This window comes from Acetobacter pomorum (assembly GCF_002738225.1).
GTDB classification, from domain to species: Bacteria; Pseudomonadota; Alphaproteobacteria; order Acetobacterales; family Acetobacteraceae; genus Acetobacter; species Acetobacter pomorum.
Window position 1 is genome coordinate 15,842 of sequence record NZ_PEBQ01000178.1, and the last position, 17,153, is coordinate 32,994.

Here is a 17,153-nt window from a genome sequence, read left to right on the forward strand (position 1 = left end):
TTCCGTCAAGAGGCTGTCAGACCCAGTGCCGATGGTTCTTAAAAGACAAATCCATTTCAGGCTTTGCAAAGCGGAGCAATGCTGCTTGGCTCAGAGCGCTTATGTATATCGTAATTCTGCTGTTCTGGATTATATTTTTTAGAAAACCATATCAGATACGCTTCGAACATATCGGCCATGGCATCGGCATAGGATTCAATTTCTGCATCACTTCGGGGTTGCTCCGAGAACGCCTTGCCGACGGCACTAAAAGTTGTCCTGATGAGGTTACTCGCCATTTCGCGCGCGGCATCTGGAGTATCAGGCAGAACCTCGCGCATAAAACGCTGGATGATAACACTTGCAGCCTGTCGCACTTCGACAGCTTCTGGCGCATCTCGATAAAGGGGAGCAGCATCGTTTAACGCTACACGAACTGACGCTTCCGCACATTCCGAACGAATGAAGGCGTGGACCAGCGTGCGCAAACGCGCCAGCGGTGGTTTGGCGGCATCTTCAAGCGTATCGCGCAGCATTGCGGTTGTCTCCCGCCATTCATCGGTCTGAAGCCGGAACAGAATGGCGGCCTTGTTAGGGAAATACTGGTAGAGCGAACCGATGCTGACACCGGCTTTCTCCGCCACACGGGCCGTGGTGAAACGCGCGGCACCTTCCTCGGCCAGAACACGAACAGCCGCTTCCAGAATGGTGGCGACAAGTGCCGCCGAACGCGCCTGGCTGGGCTGTTTGCGAACGGAAATCCTTGGGTTACGGCGATGGGTCATGATGTTCCGGAGAATGCGAATAGGAAATGCGAGTAATCAATCGTATTTTTACAGGGTGCGCAAAGTAAAGCGTAGCAACAACCCCGTTACTGAGCAGAGATCACATCATGACTCCTGATAAAGCACTCACCCTGATGAGTGCACCCGTCGCCCCGTTGCTCGACCGGCTGTTCGCCGAGGCGGACGCTGCCACAAGCCCTGCCATCTCCGGCTTGACCCCAGAGGAGTTGCAGCGTCTGGTCAGCAGCAGGGCTGACTATGTGAACTTCTACGGTCTTGCAAAAGACCTGTGGCTTCCTGTCTCACGCGAGACTGGCACGCTTCTTTACATGCTGGCCCGCGCCATGAAGGCGCAAAATATTGTGGAGTTCGGAACATCCTTCGGAATCTCAACACTCCATCTTGCCGCTGCTCTGCGCGACAATGGCGGTGGCAAAGTGATCACCACCGAATTTGAAACTTCCAAAATCGTCCGTGCACGGCAGCATGTTGAAGAAGCCGGGCTGGCCGATCTTGTGGAAATACGCGAGGGGGATGCCCTGAGCACGCTCACCACCAATCTGCCTGAGACCATCGACCTTGTGCTGCTTGACGGTGCCAAGCCGCTTTATCCTGATATCCTTGCGCTGTTGGAAAGTAGGCTGCGGCCTGGCGCGATGATTATCGCCGACAATGCTGATTACAGTCCGGATTATCTGGCGCAGGTACGCGCTCCTGCTGGGGGTTACCTATCCCTGCCATTTGCTGGAGACGTCGAACTGTCTATGAAACTTGGCTGACTGACACACTTTAGGAACACATTGCCCATGAGCGAGTACCATGGGCAATGTGCTTCTAAAGCGATTCACTCCGCATCAACCATTGTGGATGGGTGTGAGAAATAAAAAGACATTTTATTGCCCAAAAAGTCCTTAACGGATCATCCAACCGCATGCTCATGCTTTGTATCCGACACACTCCATTAAATTCAGTTAAATGATGGCCTGCTATTCTTGATACTTAAACAGCTTCTCTTATCTCCAATTTAGACCGCCAAAAATTGCGGTTAACCGGAGGTACCTCATGACTACCACAATACGTATAAAAGTTGATGCGGTAGAGTTTGAGTATGAAGGAGAAACACCTTTCAGCCTCACTGAAATCAAAGAACTCTTTTCATATATTGAGAATTTGTCTGCCAGCACACCTTCTCAGGAAAAAGAGTCCGAGCATATTCCACTACATCCAGCAAACGCAGACCAAGTTCCTTCTCTCGCATCTGGGCAGAAACTTCACGTTAACAGCGTTGCAAAGAAACTTGCAGCCAAAACCGGCGTACAGGTAGCAGAGGCAGCCGCTGTTACTTTGCAAATATATGAAGGCAAAGAAACTTTTTCGCGCAATGAACTTCTCAATATGATGAAAAAAGCAACCATGTACTATAAAGAAAGCATGGCAAGCCATTTAACCAAAATTCTGGATAGTTTAGTGGGAACAAGTTTCAATCAGGTCAGTGATGGTGTGTACTCTCTATCAGCCGATGCTTTTGCCGATTTGGAAACAAGACTGGCTTAAAGCCAACTAACGATTCTTTAAGACACGATAACATTAAATCTAAATTTATCTTTAATGCGATGCCAATAAAGAAAAATCCCCGTGGAAGAGCAGTGCTCTTCCACGGCCCACCTGCCAAGCCGCGCGATGCGGAAATTTGCTATCTGCCAATAGTTTACACAGGTCTTAAAAGCAGAACGAATATCTATTTCTGCCGTATTATCCAGCTCAATTTTCTTATCGCTTGATGAGACAAAAGCAGGGCACTTATTCTGGCTGTTATATTCTCGCAAAATAGGAAATATATCCTAATTCAGGACCATATCAGCCTGACTGTATTATTTTGGCATCACTCTTTGTCCATATTCACCTATATACATATTTATGTACGGATAAACATAGACAAACGCATATCTGCCCCGGCAAAAGAACCTCACCCTTTCTTCTTTATTTCAAACCCGGACCTGCCAGATCTATGCACGATCGTTTTTATACTTTTTGCGCTGCCGGTACTTTTAGCGCTCTTTTGTTGACAACTTCGGCACTGGCGGCAACGCCTGTTTCTACAAAGTCGCATACAAGCAGCACACAAGCCGCCACCAAAGCTGTTGCACCCAAAACACAGGCCTCTGCCGCCCCTATTGCCGGAATACTGGATGGCTCTAATGGTGAGACTGTGAATGTTCATGGCCACCATGCCGCAGATGGCACTGGCGCCAAGTATATGAACAAGATTGTCTATCTTGGACCTTTGGGAAACCGAGATACTCTGGATACCCCCTATTCCGTTATGGGTGTTCCGCATGATGTTGTGGTTAATCAGCAAATCCGCAATCTCAATGATATGGCGCAATATCTGCCTTCTGTGCAGCTGGAAGTCCGTGGTGACCCCAATACATCGCGCCCTCAATCCCGTGGCTTTGAAGCTGATGTGATATCCAACTCGCGTCTGGATGGGTTGAATGTGGTTGCCACCACACCTTATCCGGCTGAATGGGTCGATAACCTGCAGGTCCTTAACGGACTGGCTGGCGCAATGTATGGGCCAGAAAACCCGGCCGGCGTTTTTGAATATACACTCAAACGCCCAACTGACCGGCGTACAGAACGCCTTTCTGTTGGGGTGGATTCCATTGGCACCCCAACAGTTAATGGCGATATTTCTGGTCGTTTAGGACGGAATGGCTGGTTTGGTTACCGTCTGAACATGCTGCATGCCAATGGCACGGCCTATACACAAGGCAGTATGGTACGCCGCGAAATGGTAAGCGGTGATTTCGATATCCATCTTGATGACAAGACAGTTATCGAAATTGACGCCAGCCACTATACATTTGACCAACGCGGTACGGCTCCGGGTTTTGGCATTTTGGCCACCGGCGTGGGCGGAGACCATCTTCCGGAAGCGCCGGATCTCAGCAAGCGCCTGGCTCCTGAATGGAGCGGCTACAACATGGAAACCAATACTTTCCTTGCCAAGATCAAACACCAGATCAACCGGGACTGGAGCTTTACACTGGGCGGCCTGTACCAAGATGCGGCCAGACAATCCTTTGGTGTTGCCGATACATTGTGCGATGGCAGCAAAACCTGTGGTGGACTAAGGGGCAGCGATGGCTGGTTCAGCTCCAAGGCCACAGCCACAACCACAGCGGATGATTTCCGTGTGGGCAGTAATATGGCCTATTTCAATGGTCGTGTTCACACAGGCCCGCTTCAGCATGATCTGGTAATCGGAACAAACGGCTACATGATGGGGAACTACAACCCCACCGGAGCGGTAACAAGTGCGCAAAATCTGGGGGTACATAACCTCTATGGCCCCTCACCCAACAATGGCGCACAGCCTTATTATCATGGGCGGTACAAATCCAGCAGCGTCACCAGCCAGTCCTTTATTGTGGGTGATACAATGCGTATCAACAAACATTGGACAGTTATGGGCACGCTTGCGTGGAGCTGGATAAATCAGGAAAGCGCACTCAATTCCAAAACACCTTTGAGAAAGACGTTTGATACATCTGCCGCTTTCAGCCCAACGGCCAGCGTGATGTACAAACCAACAGATAACCAGACCATTTACTTTACATATGGTCGCTCTGTTGAGGCCGGACCTGTAACACCCAACAGCGCAAGCTATACCAATACAAACATGGCGCTGCCCATTGCACATTCCGAGGAATATGAAGTTGGCTACAAACTGCGTTATAAAACAATGCAGTTTAACGTTGCCGGTTTCCGTATGACCTCACCTTACGCAATGTATATCGCGGCCAGAAACCCCAATGCCGGGTGCGCAGCCATGACAAACTGCCAGACCTATCAATATGGGGGCACGCAGCGTAACTACGGGGTGGAAGCTCAGATTTCAGGAGAAGTCCTGCCCAATCTTTCTGTTCTTGCTGGCATGACATGGCTGGATGCAGAATTGGTGCATGCTTCCTCTTCCACCCTCAACAACAAGGAAATTGTTGGAGCGGCACCTTTGCAGGCCAATATGCTGCTGGATTATCGACTCCCGGCTTCAATGGGGTCATTTGCATCTGGCTGGGCCTTCAATGCCAATGTGCATTACATGGGCAACCGTGCAGCTAATGTTACCAACACATTGCATACCGGGTCCTATACAACGCTGGATCTGGGCACGCGTTATGCATTCCATGTTACGCAGTTTCCGTGGGTTGTGCGTTTTGGGGTAAGTAACGCCACCAATGAACGTTACTGGGCCTCTGTTTATACCGGTGCGCCAAGTGGCACATCTGGCGCAGCCTCCAGCCTGTATGCCGGGTTGCCCCGCGTTTATCACTTCACTTTCTCTACGGAATTCTGATACTTTTTCCGCATATGCAACCAAACGGAAAATAGAGCCAATATGCGCGTTACCAAAAAACTGATAACGCCGCTGGTTCTATTTTCCGTTTTTGCAAGTTTCTTCATAGTCAGAAATATAGAAGGCTTTGGCAGCCTACCCTTCAGCGATGAATCCGGGCACATTCTTGGTGTTCTCACCATGCAGCATGGGGATCGGCTTTATCGGGATTATATTGATGCGCATGGGCCTCTTGTTTTCATGCTTTCATGGATATTAGGGCCGATTGCTGGTGTTGCACATCTTTGGGTTTTCCGGCTTGTTTCTACCTTTATGGCCAGCCTTGCCGCACTGGCCATTTTTCATACGTCTCTTTTTATCTTTCACTGGCAGCGTTATCTGGCCACCGCCATGTGGTTGGGAGGCATTGCCACTGTCTGGACCGTGCAAGGCCTGAATCTGGACAGCTATTGGCCCATTGGCGGTGCCCTAACTGTTATCAGTATGGCAACTGTTGTCTTGCCACTTTGCTTTAATAGGCCAGTCTCTCTACCTCAGGCGTTTTGGGGAGGTTTTGCCACAGCGCTTCTGCCTTTTGTAGCCTATGCGTTTGGTCCACTCGCCATTTTATTTTACGCTATCCCTTTCCTGATCTGGATGTTTAACCATTCAGCTTACAAAAAAACCATAAAAGAGATAACGCTAGGGTGCTTTTGTGCCTGTTTGATAACGACCATCTGGCTTGTTTTGTATGGTGATATTGGTGGCATGATTGCTTTCCATATTATCGCCAACCAGAAATGGTACGCACATTACATTCCCTTTGGCATAGATGCCTTTTTGCACGGTATGGCGCTTTCTCTCGCGCCTGATCGCATTATAGAAACACTGGCTGTCATAACTTTCAGTCTTGGCAGTTTTCTTCTTGTTTGGAAAAGCACATATAAATTCTCTGCCCTTCTGGTAATTTGTGGGCTGATGACATTGCAGATACGGGGAATGGACGGTTTTCAAAACGGGGCTTTTCTTATGGCCGCTTTTGCTCTGGCCTGCGTGATGACCACAGTCTGTTTAAAAAATTATCCCAATATTTTATCGCTTCTGGCATTGGGAAGCGTTGGAGGGCTATTTCTTTCTTCCCAACATGCCATCTCCTCCCCGTGGGGGCAGACACTGGCACAAAGACGTGCGGCTGGATGGCATCTGACACAAAATGACTCTGTTGATTTTACCAGAACCATTCGCGCCTATACACGCCCCGATGAGCGGATTCTGGCTGTTCCCTACAGCCCCGATGTTTACCTTCTGGCGCATCGTTTCCCTATAAAGAAATATCACGCCTATCTCCCGTGGGAAGCCGATTATGCAGCCCACCCGTGGCATGGATACAATCGTGATTTATGCGTTGATTTACCCAAAGAGATGCCCCCTGCCATTTATTTTGATAGCTGGGTGATCTGGGGGGTGCATGACCCGAAAAAGTTTATGTCTTGTGTGGTTGATCTTCTGCGCACACACTATACGCAAATACCTCAAGGATCGTCCGTCTATATCAGAAATGATCGACTCTCCCTGCCTCTTTTAAAACAATAACCTCCACATGAATTTATATGCTGATACCTTCCTTTGAATTTGGAAATTTAAAAATAAAAATACTGAAAAATATTATTATACAGTGTGTTGGCTTGGAAATAATAATTTAATTTTTAGCAACTCATCAGTTTCTCCTTGCATTCCTTTTGTTTTACGCACATTAGATAACGCAAGCGGATGCTTTTATCTGAGTCATCGGCGCATGTTGCGTCAGTTTTTCTCCTTAAAAGTTATGATTTCGTGTGTATTTTGTGCACGACCGCTGTTGTGAAAAAGGAGCCTTGTTATGGCAACAGGCACCGTAAAATGGTTTAACCCCACAAAGGGTTTTGGTTTCATTCAGCCGGATAACGGGGGACAGGACGCGTTCGTTCATATCTCTGAGCTTGAGCGCGCCGGTATGCATACCCTTACCGAAGGTCAGCACGTTTCTTATGAACTGGAAGCTGGCCGTAACGGCAAAACATCTGCGGTTAGCATTAAAGCAATTTAATTGCTTTAAATCGCAGTTTTATGCTGTGGAAAGCCGCCCTTTTAGGGCGGCTTTTTATTTGTAGTATTTCCAAATAGGTTCCTACCCTTTTTCTTTCCACCCACCTCCAAGTGAGCGATAAAGGGTGACCAGATTTTGATACCGGGATACATCAACAGAAATCTGGTTTTGCTGTGCCTGCAAATAAGCACGTTGTGATTCCAGAGTGGTTAAATAAGAATCAATCCCTGCATCGTAACGCATTTTTGCAAGACGATACGTATCGCCTGACGCACTGACCAAAGCATCCACCTGCTTCTGTTCATCCAGATATGCTTTTCTGCCAGCCAGTGCATCTGCCACTTCCCGAAACGCGGTTTGAACCGTTTTTTCGTAAGCTGTAATTTTGCTATCCCGACGTGCCTTGGAAGCTTTCAGGTTTCCTGAATTCTGGCCCCATGTCCACAAGGGGATCTGAATATTGGGGTTAACTCCCCAAGTTGTTGCTGCTGATGTAAACAGTTTGTGGAACTGCAAACTAGAAATGCCATCACTGGCCGTAAGTGTAATACGCGGAAAAAATGCAGCGCGTGCGGCACCAATATCAGCCTGTGCAGATAACAGGTCATGCTCAGCCTGCACAATATCCGGCCGACGGTTCAGCAGATCTGACGGCAGGCCCGCTGGCACATCCGCCAATAGGGTTTGCTGCCCCAAAACAGAAGGCGGCGGCAGATTTGCAGGAATGGGCGCACCTATCAGCAGGCTGATAAGATTTTCATCCTGTTCTACCTTTCTTTGAGAATCAGCCAACAGGCCAGCACTTTGCGCAACCTGCGTTTCTGACTGCCTGACAGTCAGCAGATCAGCTTCTCCATGGTTATATTTATCCTGAATAAGCTGCAGTGTACTTTGCTGGCTGCTTAAGGTATTTTGTGCAAGTGTAACAGCCTGCCTATCTCCTAACCACGCAATATAGGCATTGGCAACCTGCGCAATAATACTAATGGTTACACCGCGCAGGTTTTCGCGCTGGGCAAGTGTTTCCTCTGCGGCCTCCCGGCTAAGAGAGCGGATACGGCCAAAAATATCAATTTCATAGGCAGAAAACCCTATCCCGCCCTGATAGAAACGGAACGGATCACGCGCCATACCGTTACTTGTTTTATCGGTATCCAAACCCGGCGCAAAGCTCAAACCAGCAGCATCCGATGGTGCCTGATACATGGGCCCACCCGTTGCCCCAATACTGGGGAACAGCCCAGCATGCTGGATATCATACCGCCCCTGTGCTTCCATAATGCTGGCTGCGGCCTGCCGGATATCTCTGTTTTCACGCAAGGCAATGGTAATCAGCTGTTGCAAACGCGGATCTATAAAAAAGTCTCGCCAGCCAATATCGGATGCCGCCTTTTGCAGCATAGTATTGTCTGTATGCTGATAATCTGCCCATGTCTGCGCAAGCGGCGGATGAGGCCGCTTGTATTTGGGGATCATGGTGCAACCACCCAAAAGCCCAACAGACAAGGCAAAACACGTAACCCGACGGTACAGGCGTGGCTGACGTAATGCAGAAAAATGCGTCATAATTTTACTCGTGTCCGTCAGTATGTATCACTTGGGCATGCGGGTCTGTCCGTTCGCTGATCCGCTTCACCTTGAAAAGCCGAAGCACAACAACAAAGAATACCGGCACAAAATAAACCGCCAGCAATGTTGCTGATGCCATACCGCCCACCACGGCCGTGCCAATGGCAACGCGCGCGGCAGACCCCGCACCAGATGCAATAGCCAGCGGAAAAACCCCCACCACAAAGGCAATGGATGTCATCAAAATGGGGCGCAAACGTTCTCGCGCTGCTGTTAAAACAGCGTCTTCCAAAGTTTTACCCTGCTCAAAACCCATTTTGGCAAATTCAACAATCAGAATGGCGTTCTTTACCGCCAACCCAACTGTTGTAAGCAGCCCTACCTGGAAATAGACATCGTTTGCCAACCCCCGCACAAGTGTTGCGATAATTGCACCAATAACCCCCAGAGGAATCACAAGCACAACGGCCAGAGGGATAGCCCAACTTTCGTACAAAGCCGCCAGACACAACAGAATAACAATCATAGCCAGCACATAGAGTGGGCCTGTAGAAGAACCTGATGCATTCTGTTCAAAAGACAGGCCCGTCCATTCATACCCAATCCCTGCGGGCAGTTTTTTCAGAATATTGGTAATTGTTGCCAGCGCCTGCCCAGAACTGTACCCTTCCGCCGGTTGGCCCAAAATTTCAAAAGCGTTGAAGCTGTTATAGTTTTCAACCTTCTGCGGGCCAGAAATCCAATGGGCACTTACAAAAGCATTCAGCGGCACCAATGTGTTTGTAAAATTGCGGATATACCATTTATCCAGATCCTGCGGCTGCATGCGGGAACTGGCAACACCCTGAATATACACCTGCTTGACACGGTCATTACGTGTAAACTGGTTGACGTAAATGGACCCCAACGCCCCCTCAATCGTGGTGTTGATATCATCAATTGTCACACCAAGGGCATTTGCTTTTTCGCGGTCAATATCCAGATGATACTGGCCCGCATCTTCCATGCCATTCGGGCGCACGGCCATCAGGCTGGGGTCCTGCGCAGCAAGACCCAGAATCATATTTCTGGCTTCAAGCAGTTTCTGATGCCCTAGATGAGCCCGATCTTCCAGTTCCAGGTCAAAGCCTGTTGCGTTACCCAGCTCCAGAACTGCTGGCGGATTAAACGCAAAAATTTGCGCTTTGGGGCTGCCCCAAAAGTGCATCATAATCCGCATTGCAATGGCCGCAGAAGATTGTGAAGCCTTCGGGCGGACAGACCAGTCTTTCAAACGGATAAAGAACGCACCAGAGTTCTGGCCCTGCCCGGCAAAGTTAAAGCCGTTTACGGCATAAACAGATTCAACGGAATCTGCTTCTGTCTTGAGAATATAGTCCGCAACATCGTGATTGATCTCGGCTGTTTTTTCCATGGGGGCATTGGGCGGCATGGTAATCTGCCCAAAAATAAGCCCCTGATCTTCATCCGGTAAAAAGCCACCCGGCACCCGCAGGAACAAAACAACCACAACAGCTGTAATAAGAACAAAAGCCCCCATTGCCAGCACAAAATGCCGCAGAAGGTAATTTACACCACCAAGGTATCCTTGCGTCAGCCTTGCAAAGTGGCGGTTAAACCACCCGGCCAGACCTTTGGTTTTTTCATGCTGACCAGGTTTGAGCATAGTGGCGCACAAAGCAGGTGTCAGCACCATAGCCACCAACACAGAAAGCCACATGGCCGAAACAATGGTGATGGAGAACTGCCGATAAATAACCCCTACTGACCCAGAAAACGCCGCCATAGGCAGGAACACGGCAGACAGCACCAGCACAATGCCAACAAGCGCACCAGAAATTTCATCCATGGAAACACGGGCAGCTTCTCGCGGGGAAAGCTGCTTTTCCGTCATGACACGTTCAACGTTTTCCACCACCACAATGGCATCATCCACCAGCAGGCCAACAGCCAGCACCATGGCCAGCATGGTGAGCGTATTGATGGAATAGCCCAACAGATTCAGCAGCCCGAAAGTACCCAACAGCACAACGGGCACCGCAATGGTGGGAATAAGCGTGGCGCGAAAGTTCTGCAAAAACACCAGCATGACCAGAAAAACAAGGCCAATGGCTTCCAGCAGTGTTTCAACCACTTCCTCAATGGAAAGTGTAATAAAAGGTTCGGTATCCAGCGGATAAACGGTTTTCAAACCCGGCGGAAAAAACTGTTCCAGCTCCTGCAACTGGGCCCGTACAGCAGCCTCTGTTGCAATCTGGTTTGCACCCGGCGCTAGTTTGAGCGCCATGCCAGAAGCGGGCATATTGTTGTAATAGGAATTGGTGTTGTAAGTCTGCGGCCCCAGCTCAACCTTGGCAATATCCTGAATACGCACCTGAGAGCCATCGGGCTGCACCTTCAGCAGAATTCTTTGAAACTCTTCTGGGGATGTCAGACGTTGCGGACCAATAATGGTGGCATCCAGCCGAATACCCTTGGTGGCTGGCAAGCCGCCAAGCTCACCAGATGAAAGCTGGATATTCTGGGTCTGAATAGCTGTTTCAACATCTCTTACGGTCAAGCCATAGTTGAACAACTTGGCAGGATCCATCCAGATACGCATGGAATATTCGGAACCAAACAGCGTATGGTCCCCAACACCAGAAACACGGCTGAGTGGGTCCGAGATATTAGACGCCACATAATCTGCAATATCACCACCATTCATGCTGCCATCGGTGGAAATAAAGGCCACCACAAGCATGAAGTTTTTCACGGCTTTGGTAATACTCAGGCCTTGTGCTGTGACCTCTGTTGGCAGTTTTGGTTGCGCAAGCTGGAGCTTGTTTTGTACCTGTACCTGCGCAATGTCAGGGTCCGTTCCCTGCGCAAAGGTCAGATCAATTTCCATCTGACCCGAGGCATAGGATTGTGCCGAGATATACTCCAGATGATCCAGCCCGAACATCTGCTGCAAAATCGGGCGCACAACGGTATCATTCACCGTATCAGCCGAGGCACCCGGATACGTGACACTGATAGCAATTTGTGGTGGCGCAATGCTGGGATACTGGGAAATAGGCAGCCGAAAAATGGACAGCCCCCCAACCAGCATGATGATAAGACTGATCACCCACGCAAAAATTGGCCGATCAATAAAAAAACGTGAAAGGCTCATGCTGGTTACTGGCTCTTTTGAGAGTTCTGATCTACGGGGCTAGTCGCACTGGCTGCGGGTTGTGAGGCCTCTTCATGCGGATCCACCTTGGCGCCGGGCGCAATTTTTTGCAGCCCTTCCACAACAATGCGTTCGCCTTCCTTCAGCCCGGATGTCACAATCCAACTGCTGCCAACGGTTTGCCCGGTCGTGATCTGGCGCAGATCAACCGTGTTATCGGGTTTCACCACCCACACCTGCGGATCACCATGTGTGTTCCGTGTTACGGCATCCTGCGGCACGACAAGAGCTGCGGGGTCCACACCTTCATCCAACTGGGCATGCACATACATACCGGGTAGCAGCAACTTATCCGGATTGGGCATGATGGCACGTACAATAACGGTGGATGTGGCCGTATCCACATTCACTTCAGAAAGTGCCATCTGGCCTGTATGTTCATATACAGATCCATCTTCCAATGTCACTTTTACCGGAACCTTGCCATCTTCCTGCCGTTGAATACGTCCATCTGCCAGTTCTCGCTTCAGGCGTAGCAGCGTGATGGCGGGCAAATTGACGTCAACATAAATAGGGTCCAGCCGCGTAATGATGGCCGTATTGTCTGTCTGGTTTGCTGTAACCAATGCGCCAACGGTTATCAGCGTACGGCTGATACGGCCGGAAATAGGCGCATACATTTTTGTATAGCCCAGATTCACCTGGGCGCTTTCCACCTGCCCCTGTGCGTTCAGAATACGCCCCTGGGCTTCCTTTTCTGCGGCCAGGGCATCATCATAATCCTGCTGGCTCACCGCATGGGATTGTACAAGACCGCGATAACGGTTTAATTTGGCGCGTGCTGTTACCTCGGCTGCCTGTGCTTCAGCCAACTGCCCGCGCGCTGTATCATACACCGCTTTATACCGTGAAGGATCTATCTGATAGAGTTGTTGGCCCGCAACAACATCTGCGCCTTCACGGAACAATCGTTTTTCAATAACACCCGTAACCTGAGGGCGAACTTGTGCAATTTCAAAGGCATCCGTACGACCGGGAAGAGATGTATGCACCGCAACAGACTGCTTTTTCATAACCTGAATCTGCACGCTCTGCGGTGGCATTTCAGGGGTTGATGCCTTTTGATCACACCCTGACAATCCTATAAGCATCCCCACAACAGCAGCATGGGTTAAACCTCTGACTTCCCGCTTCATATGGGAATCCTTTTAAGAAATTTTAAAATAATCGTTGCTCCAACCTCTACAGATACTGTTTTAAATTAACATCTTGCTCACCCTGCACGCGCAAAAAACCACATATTTCATCCGCACAATGTCAGCCCTTCAGGATACAACCAGGAACTGCCTATACAAGATCATTTTGGTCCTGTTTCTTGCATAAACCTTCGGCTTGTCAAACACTATATTCATATCTGGTTTGCCTAGAACGCAACAATCCTACCGGGTACAGCGACTCTCGGCATAGCAGTCTGGATCTGATTGTGTCATGATCACTTTTTTGTGATAATATGCTGTGTAGTGTATTACACACAAGCCTTTAAGCGTATATTTCTAATTTTAAATTAAATATTCTTTTATATTTCTATATTATACTGATTTATATTACATAAATACATTATAGATGCAATTATTCTTAATGTGTTTAAATATATAATAAAAAAACTTCAGCCATCCACACAGATAAAGGATCTATCTATCCCTTTTACTTGATACTGGAGACTGCACATTTATATAAATTTTCAGCACAGTCATGCTTGATCATATAACGGCTACATGGCGCTCACATAAAATGCCAGCGCCATGTGTACTCTCATACATTTTTGCAATTCATGACTTATCTGTAAAGGCTGTCAAAAATTCCTCCATTGGAGAAATGGTCTTTCTGCAACTTTGTCCAACCACCAAGACTTGCAACATCAAACGTCTCTACCTTTGGAAAAACCTGCCCATACTCTGATAATACAGCTGGATCTACCGGGCGAAAATAATGCTTGGCTCCTATTTTCTGGCCTTCTGGACTAAACAAAAACTCCAGATATGCTTTGGCAACAGCCTCTGTGCCATGCGCCTTTACATTTTTATCCACCAAAGAAACAGGTGGTTCTGCAAGAATGGTTTGTGAGGGCACAACAATATCAAACTTGTCTGGCCCAATATCACGGGCAGCCATCAAAGCTTCATCTTCCCATGCCAGTAATACATCCCCCAGATTACGCTGCACAAAACTGTTTGTTGCGCCCCGCGCTCCGGTATCCAAAACAGGAACATGCTTAAACAAACTTTTCAGATAGTTTTTTGCAGCATCTTCCGAACCACTGTTTTGATGCAAAGCCCAGCCCCACGCGGCCAGATAATTCCAGCGTGCACCGCCTGATGTTTTGGGGTTAGGCGTAATAACCTGCACGCCATCACGCACCAAATCTGACCAATCTTTAATATTTTTTGGGTTTCCCTTGCGCACAAGAAAAACAATTGTGCTTGTATAAGGCGTAGAATTATGCGGCAAACGCGTTTGCCAATCTGGCGCAATCAAACCTTTCTGAGCCAGCAAATCAATATCGTAAGCCAAGCCCAGTGTCACCACATCTGCAGGTACACCTTCCAGAACAGAACGAGCCTGCGCGCCAGACCCACCATGTGCTGTTTTTACCGTAACACTGTCTTCTGGGTGTGCCTTATGCCACGTATCTGCAAAAGCCTTGTCTACTTCAGCATAAAGTTCACGCGTGGGATCATAAGAAACATTCAGCAGATTGAGAGAAGCAGCCTGTGCCTGCTTTATATGCCCACCCAACAAGACTCCTCCCCCCAGAGCAGCAGCTCCAACAAGCAGGCGACGGCGAGACAAAGAAAAGGTTTTATTTTTCATGATTATGAGACCTTTAAAGCAGTTTTTAGAATGCAGCCTGCACACGGCCAACAACCGCATTTCCATCACGCCCAAACAGATTAACACCCCCAGATACACCCTTGGAGCGCGTGACTATAAAGTGTGCGTAATCCAACATTACCTTGATATGCCGGTTAGGATACCAATTGAACCCACCTTGCCAGACAGTCTGCTGGTTTCCGTTAACACCTTCTCCACCCTGATTTTCCGTGCCGTACAAATCTGTCACACTCCAGCGTCCACTCACTTCTAACGCACCCCAGTGTCCCGTTGCCGGATCAAAATCATACGTTACGCCAGGTGTAGTAAAGGCTGCCGTTTTTTCACTATAAACTCTAGGAGTTCCTAAAAGAGTATAGTTAGCCGCCACGTACCAACCATCAAACCCAAGGGAAGGCAGATGCACGGTTTGCGCCTGATGATCACGCTGCACGCCAATATGATAGTATTCACCCTTCAACAAAAAACGTTTCCAACGTAGCGCCAACTGTGGACCAGCCGCCCAAATTTGTGCAACATCCGTCAATGCGCCAGATGTTAGCAGGCTGGTTTCTCCCAAAGGAACTTCCATATTGTCTGATAATTTTAGCTGTCGTCCACTACTGTTTTCATTAACCTTGAATACGGATGTTGCACCTGCACCCACATGTACATCAATATCTTTTGAAACATATGGCCGCCCCGCAGCCCGCACAACAGCACCGGTCTGACTATCAACGATAGTTGTATCCTTGGACCGATCCCCAAACTTCTGACCCGTAAAATATCCTGCAACAAGCCAGCGTTTTTCGTAATGTTCACCACCAATACTAAAGCGCGCCACACCACCGGCAAGATTACGCACCAGATCCACAATGGTCGGGCGTTCCAGAAATTCGAAAGCGCCTGAACGTTCCGCACTTTCTTCTTCCATACGCGGCTGAAAATACCCAACTGTCAGCGTTGTGTTTCGCAAACCTGTGTAGTTCAGATTTGCTTCAAACAAGCCCACTGTACCATCCACACTGCTGGATCCAAAATCTGGCGTGACGTTAACGACCCAATCCTTATATCTCCATGAAAGATAAAGACGCAGACGGCGTGCATTTTGCGTTAATGAATTAAAATTACCTTTGGTTTCTCCATTACGTGGAGACATTCCAAAAAATCCGCCAACATCTTCCTGCGCCAGCAAACCGATAGAAAAAGCATATGCTTTATCATCTGAGGCAATGGTCGGCCGACCTTTTGGAAAGCCGACCTGAATCCCGCCAATATGAACGGTTTCTTCCTTAGCCGAAGCGGCCTTGAATTCTGCCCATGATGCGACCGGACCTTCTGGCAGGGCAATATGCCCTTCCGCACCCATGCGCGGACCATGCTGCACAGGGTGTGAAGGTTCTTCTGCAAACACAGGTTGCGGCTCTTCCGGCCCGGCTGCAACAAGGTGTGGATGTGCAGCATGAGAGGCCACTTTGGCATTTTTGCCATTACTTTGTGCAACATGCTCATACCGTGCAACGCGCATTTGCAAACGGTGGATTTCACCTTGCATGTCACGGCGCATCATGGCCATTTCACGCCGCAAGGCCGCAACCTCAGCTTCCGATGTTTCTGCATGTAATACACATGGAAAAAACAGACCCGATATGGCTGTTGTCAGCAAAAAACCAGAGCGAACGGAACCTGTCATTAAACGCCCCCAACAACCTCCATGGTTGTTTTTAACCCATATGAAAAAATACTTATGATTTTATTTGAACACACGTTCACGTATATTGTTTCGACCTGAGAACCATTAACTTGCTGTAACCCTCTGGGTTAAAATTCAAAATTTTTCCCAGAAAGGTTACTTTTTATAAGCAAGGAACAGATCATTCAGGCCGATTTTCAATATCGAAACCTCACCCTAATGGCCCCGCCGAAACACATATGCAACTGACACTACCGGGTCATCTGTCTGCGCAAACTTACTGTTGTGCAAAGACTTTACACTTTCATGCGCAGCATAAAAACGACGTGTGGATCGATCCGCTTCCAAGATAATAGTACCCAGAAAAGTACCATTTACTTCAATAATTTGAGATTCCAGCATGTTGATGCCTCTGGATAAATATAACATCCAGCCGGCAACCAAAGCATCCGGCCAGATCAGAAAGAGAAAACAGGCGTATGTTCACCCATCGTGGATGAACAACATCGAATGGCCCTACACATTCGTAAACAAACCGGATACATGCGCATCACCTTTGTGATTCTGCTGCGTTGTTACGAGATGACATTATGAGGAAACACACAACTGCGCAACAATAAACCATTATGATTTGTTGTTTTTTTTAACAACGAAAAACAACGTATGTTATT

At 48.5% G+C, this 17,153-nt stretch carries 12 protein-coding genes; 5 read left to right on the forward strand and 7 right to left on the reverse strand.

Going from position 1 to position 17,153, the window contains the following annotated elements; all coding sequences use genetic code 11:
* Window positions 1-56: 56 nt before the first annotated feature.
* Window positions 57-764 carry a TetR family transcriptional regulator gene (locus CSR02_RS14180; protein WP_099542087.1) on the reverse strand — a complete coding sequence of 236 codons (708 nt, stop codon included), beginning with the start codon at window positions 762-764 and terminating at the stop codon, window positions 57-59.
* Window positions 765-871: 107 nt separating this feature from the next.
* On the opposite strand from CSR02_RS14180, the gene CSR02_RS14185 reads away from it, so the two are divergent.
* The 5 genes from CSR02_RS14185 to CSR02_RS14215 all read left to right on the forward strand — a co-directional run bounded on the left by CSR02_RS14185 (window position 872) and on the right by CSR02_RS14215 (window position 7,192).
* Window positions 872-1,543 (forward strand): O-methyltransferase, encoded by a 672-nt coding sequence (locus CSR02_RS14185; protein ID WP_099542088.1) that lies wholly within the window; start codon window positions 872-874, stop codon window positions 1,541-1,543.
* A 283-nt stretch (window positions 1,544-1,826) separates the two neighbouring features.
* Window positions 1,827-2,318 (forward strand): hypothetical protein, encoded by a 492-nt coding sequence (locus CSR02_RS14190; RefSeq protein ID WP_099542089.1) that lies wholly within the window; start codon window positions 1,827-1,829, stop codon window positions 2,316-2,318.
* Window positions 2,319-2,772: 454 nt separating this feature from the next.
* Window positions 2,773-5,127: a TonB-dependent siderophore receptor gene (locus CSR02_RS14200; protein WP_042786293.1), complete on the forward strand. Its 2,355-nt coding sequence runs from the start codon at window positions 2,773-2,775 to the stop codon at window positions 5,125-5,127.
* A gap of 42 nt (window positions 5,128-5,169) precedes the next feature.
* Window positions 5,170-6,699: a hypothetical protein gene (locus CSR02_RS16895; protein ID WP_183172643.1), complete on the forward strand. Its 1,530-nt coding sequence runs from the start codon at window positions 5,170-5,172 to the stop codon at window positions 6,697-6,699.
* A gap of 286 nt (window positions 6,700-6,985) precedes the next feature.
* A complete protein-coding gene (locus CSR02_RS14215; RefSeq protein ID WP_042786295.1) occupies window positions 6,986-7,192 on the forward strand; it encodes a cold-shock protein in 207 nt (68 codons plus the stop codon).
* A gap of 81 nt (window positions 7,193-7,273) precedes the next feature.
* Here the strand turns inward: CSR02_RS14215 and CSR02_RS14220 are convergent, their stop codons facing one another.
* The 6 genes from CSR02_RS14220 to CSR02_RS14245 all read right to left on the reverse strand — a co-directional run bounded on the left by CSR02_RS14220 (window position 7,274) and on the right by CSR02_RS14245 (window position 16,911).
* Entirely contained in the window at window positions 7,274-8,758 is a 1,485-nt protein-coding gene (locus CSR02_RS14220; RefSeq protein ID WP_099542091.1) for an efflux transporter outer membrane subunit, read from the reverse strand.
* Between the two features lie 4 nt (window positions 8,759-8,762).
* Window positions 8,763-11,918 (reverse strand): efflux RND transporter permease subunit, encoded by a 3,156-nt coding sequence (locus CSR02_RS14225; protein ID WP_099542092.1) that lies wholly within the window; start codon window positions 11,916-11,918, stop codon window positions 8,763-8,765.
* Window positions 11,919-11,923: 5 nt separating this feature from the next.
* Window positions 11,924-13,114, reverse strand: coding sequence for an efflux RND transporter periplasmic adaptor subunit (locus tag CSR02_RS14230; RefSeq protein ID WP_099542093.1), 1,191 nt, complete (start codon window positions 13,112-13,114; stop codon window positions 11,924-11,926).
* 640 nt (window positions 13,115-13,754) lie between these two features.
* A complete protein-coding gene (locus tag CSR02_RS14235; protein WP_099542094.1) occupies window positions 13,755-14,789 on the reverse strand; it encodes a sulfate ABC transporter substrate-binding protein in 1,035 nt (344 codons plus the stop codon).
* 25 nt (window positions 14,790-14,814) lie between these two features.
* A complete protein-coding gene (locus CSR02_RS14240) occupies window positions 14,815-16,482 on the reverse strand; it encodes an OprO/OprP family phosphate-selective porin (RefSeq protein WP_099542095.1) in 1,668 nt (555 codons plus the stop codon).
* A gap of 216 nt (window positions 16,483-16,698) precedes the next feature.
* A complete protein-coding gene (locus tag CSR02_RS14245) occupies window positions 16,699-16,911 on the reverse strand; it encodes a hypothetical protein (protein WP_183172648.1) in 213 nt (70 codons plus the stop codon).
* Window positions 16,912-17,153 lie beyond the last annotated feature (242 nt).

What these genes read in the sequence shown, in the direction of transcription:
- CSR02_RS14180 (WP_099542087.1), bottom strand. Translation starts at nt 764, where the DNA reads ATGACCCATCGCCGTAACCCAAGGATTTCCGTTCGCAAACAGCCCAGC.
- CSR02_RS14185 (WP_099542088.1), top strand. Translation starts at nt 872, where the DNA reads ATGACTCCTGATAAAGCACTCACCCTGATGAGTGCACCCGTCGCCCCG.
- CSR02_RS14190 (WP_099542089.1), top strand. Translation starts at nt 1,827, where the DNA reads ATGACTACCACAATACGTATAAAAGTTGATGCGGTAGAGTTTGAGTAT.
- CSR02_RS14200 (WP_042786293.1), top strand. Translation starts at nt 2,773, where the DNA reads ATGCACGATCGTTTTTATACTTTTTGCGCTGCCGGTACTTTTAGCGCT.
- CSR02_RS16895 (WP_183172643.1), top strand. Translation starts at nt 5,170, where the DNA reads ATGCGCGTTACCAAAAAACTGATAACGCCGCTGGTTCTATTTTCCGTT.
- CSR02_RS14215 (WP_042786295.1), top strand. Translation starts at nt 6,986, where the DNA reads ATGGCAACAGGCACCGTAAAATGGTTTAACCCCACAAAGGGTTTTGGT.
- CSR02_RS14220 (WP_099542091.1), bottom strand. Translation starts at nt 8,758, where the DNA reads ATGACGCATTTTTCTGCATTACGTCAGCCACGCCTGTACCGTCGGGTT.
- CSR02_RS14225 (WP_099542092.1), bottom strand. Translation starts at nt 11,918, where the DNA reads ATGAGCCTTTCACGTTTTTTTATTGATCGGCCAATTTTTGCGTGGGTG.
- CSR02_RS14230 (WP_099542093.1), bottom strand. Translation starts at nt 13,114, where the DNA reads ATGAAGCGGGAAGTCAGAGGTTTAACCCATGCTGCTGTTGTGGGGATG.
- CSR02_RS14235 (WP_099542094.1), bottom strand. Translation starts at nt 14,789, where the DNA reads ATGAAAAATAAAACCTTTTCTTTGTCTCGCCGTCGCCTGCTTGTTGGA.
- CSR02_RS14240 (WP_099542095.1), bottom strand. Translation starts at nt 16,482, where the DNA reads ATGACAGGTTCCGTTCGCTCTGGTTTTTTGCTGACAACAGCCATATCG.
- CSR02_RS14245 (WP_183172648.1), bottom strand. Translation starts at nt 16,911, where the DNA reads ATGTTATATTTATCCAGAGGCATCAACATGCTGGAATCTCAAATTATT.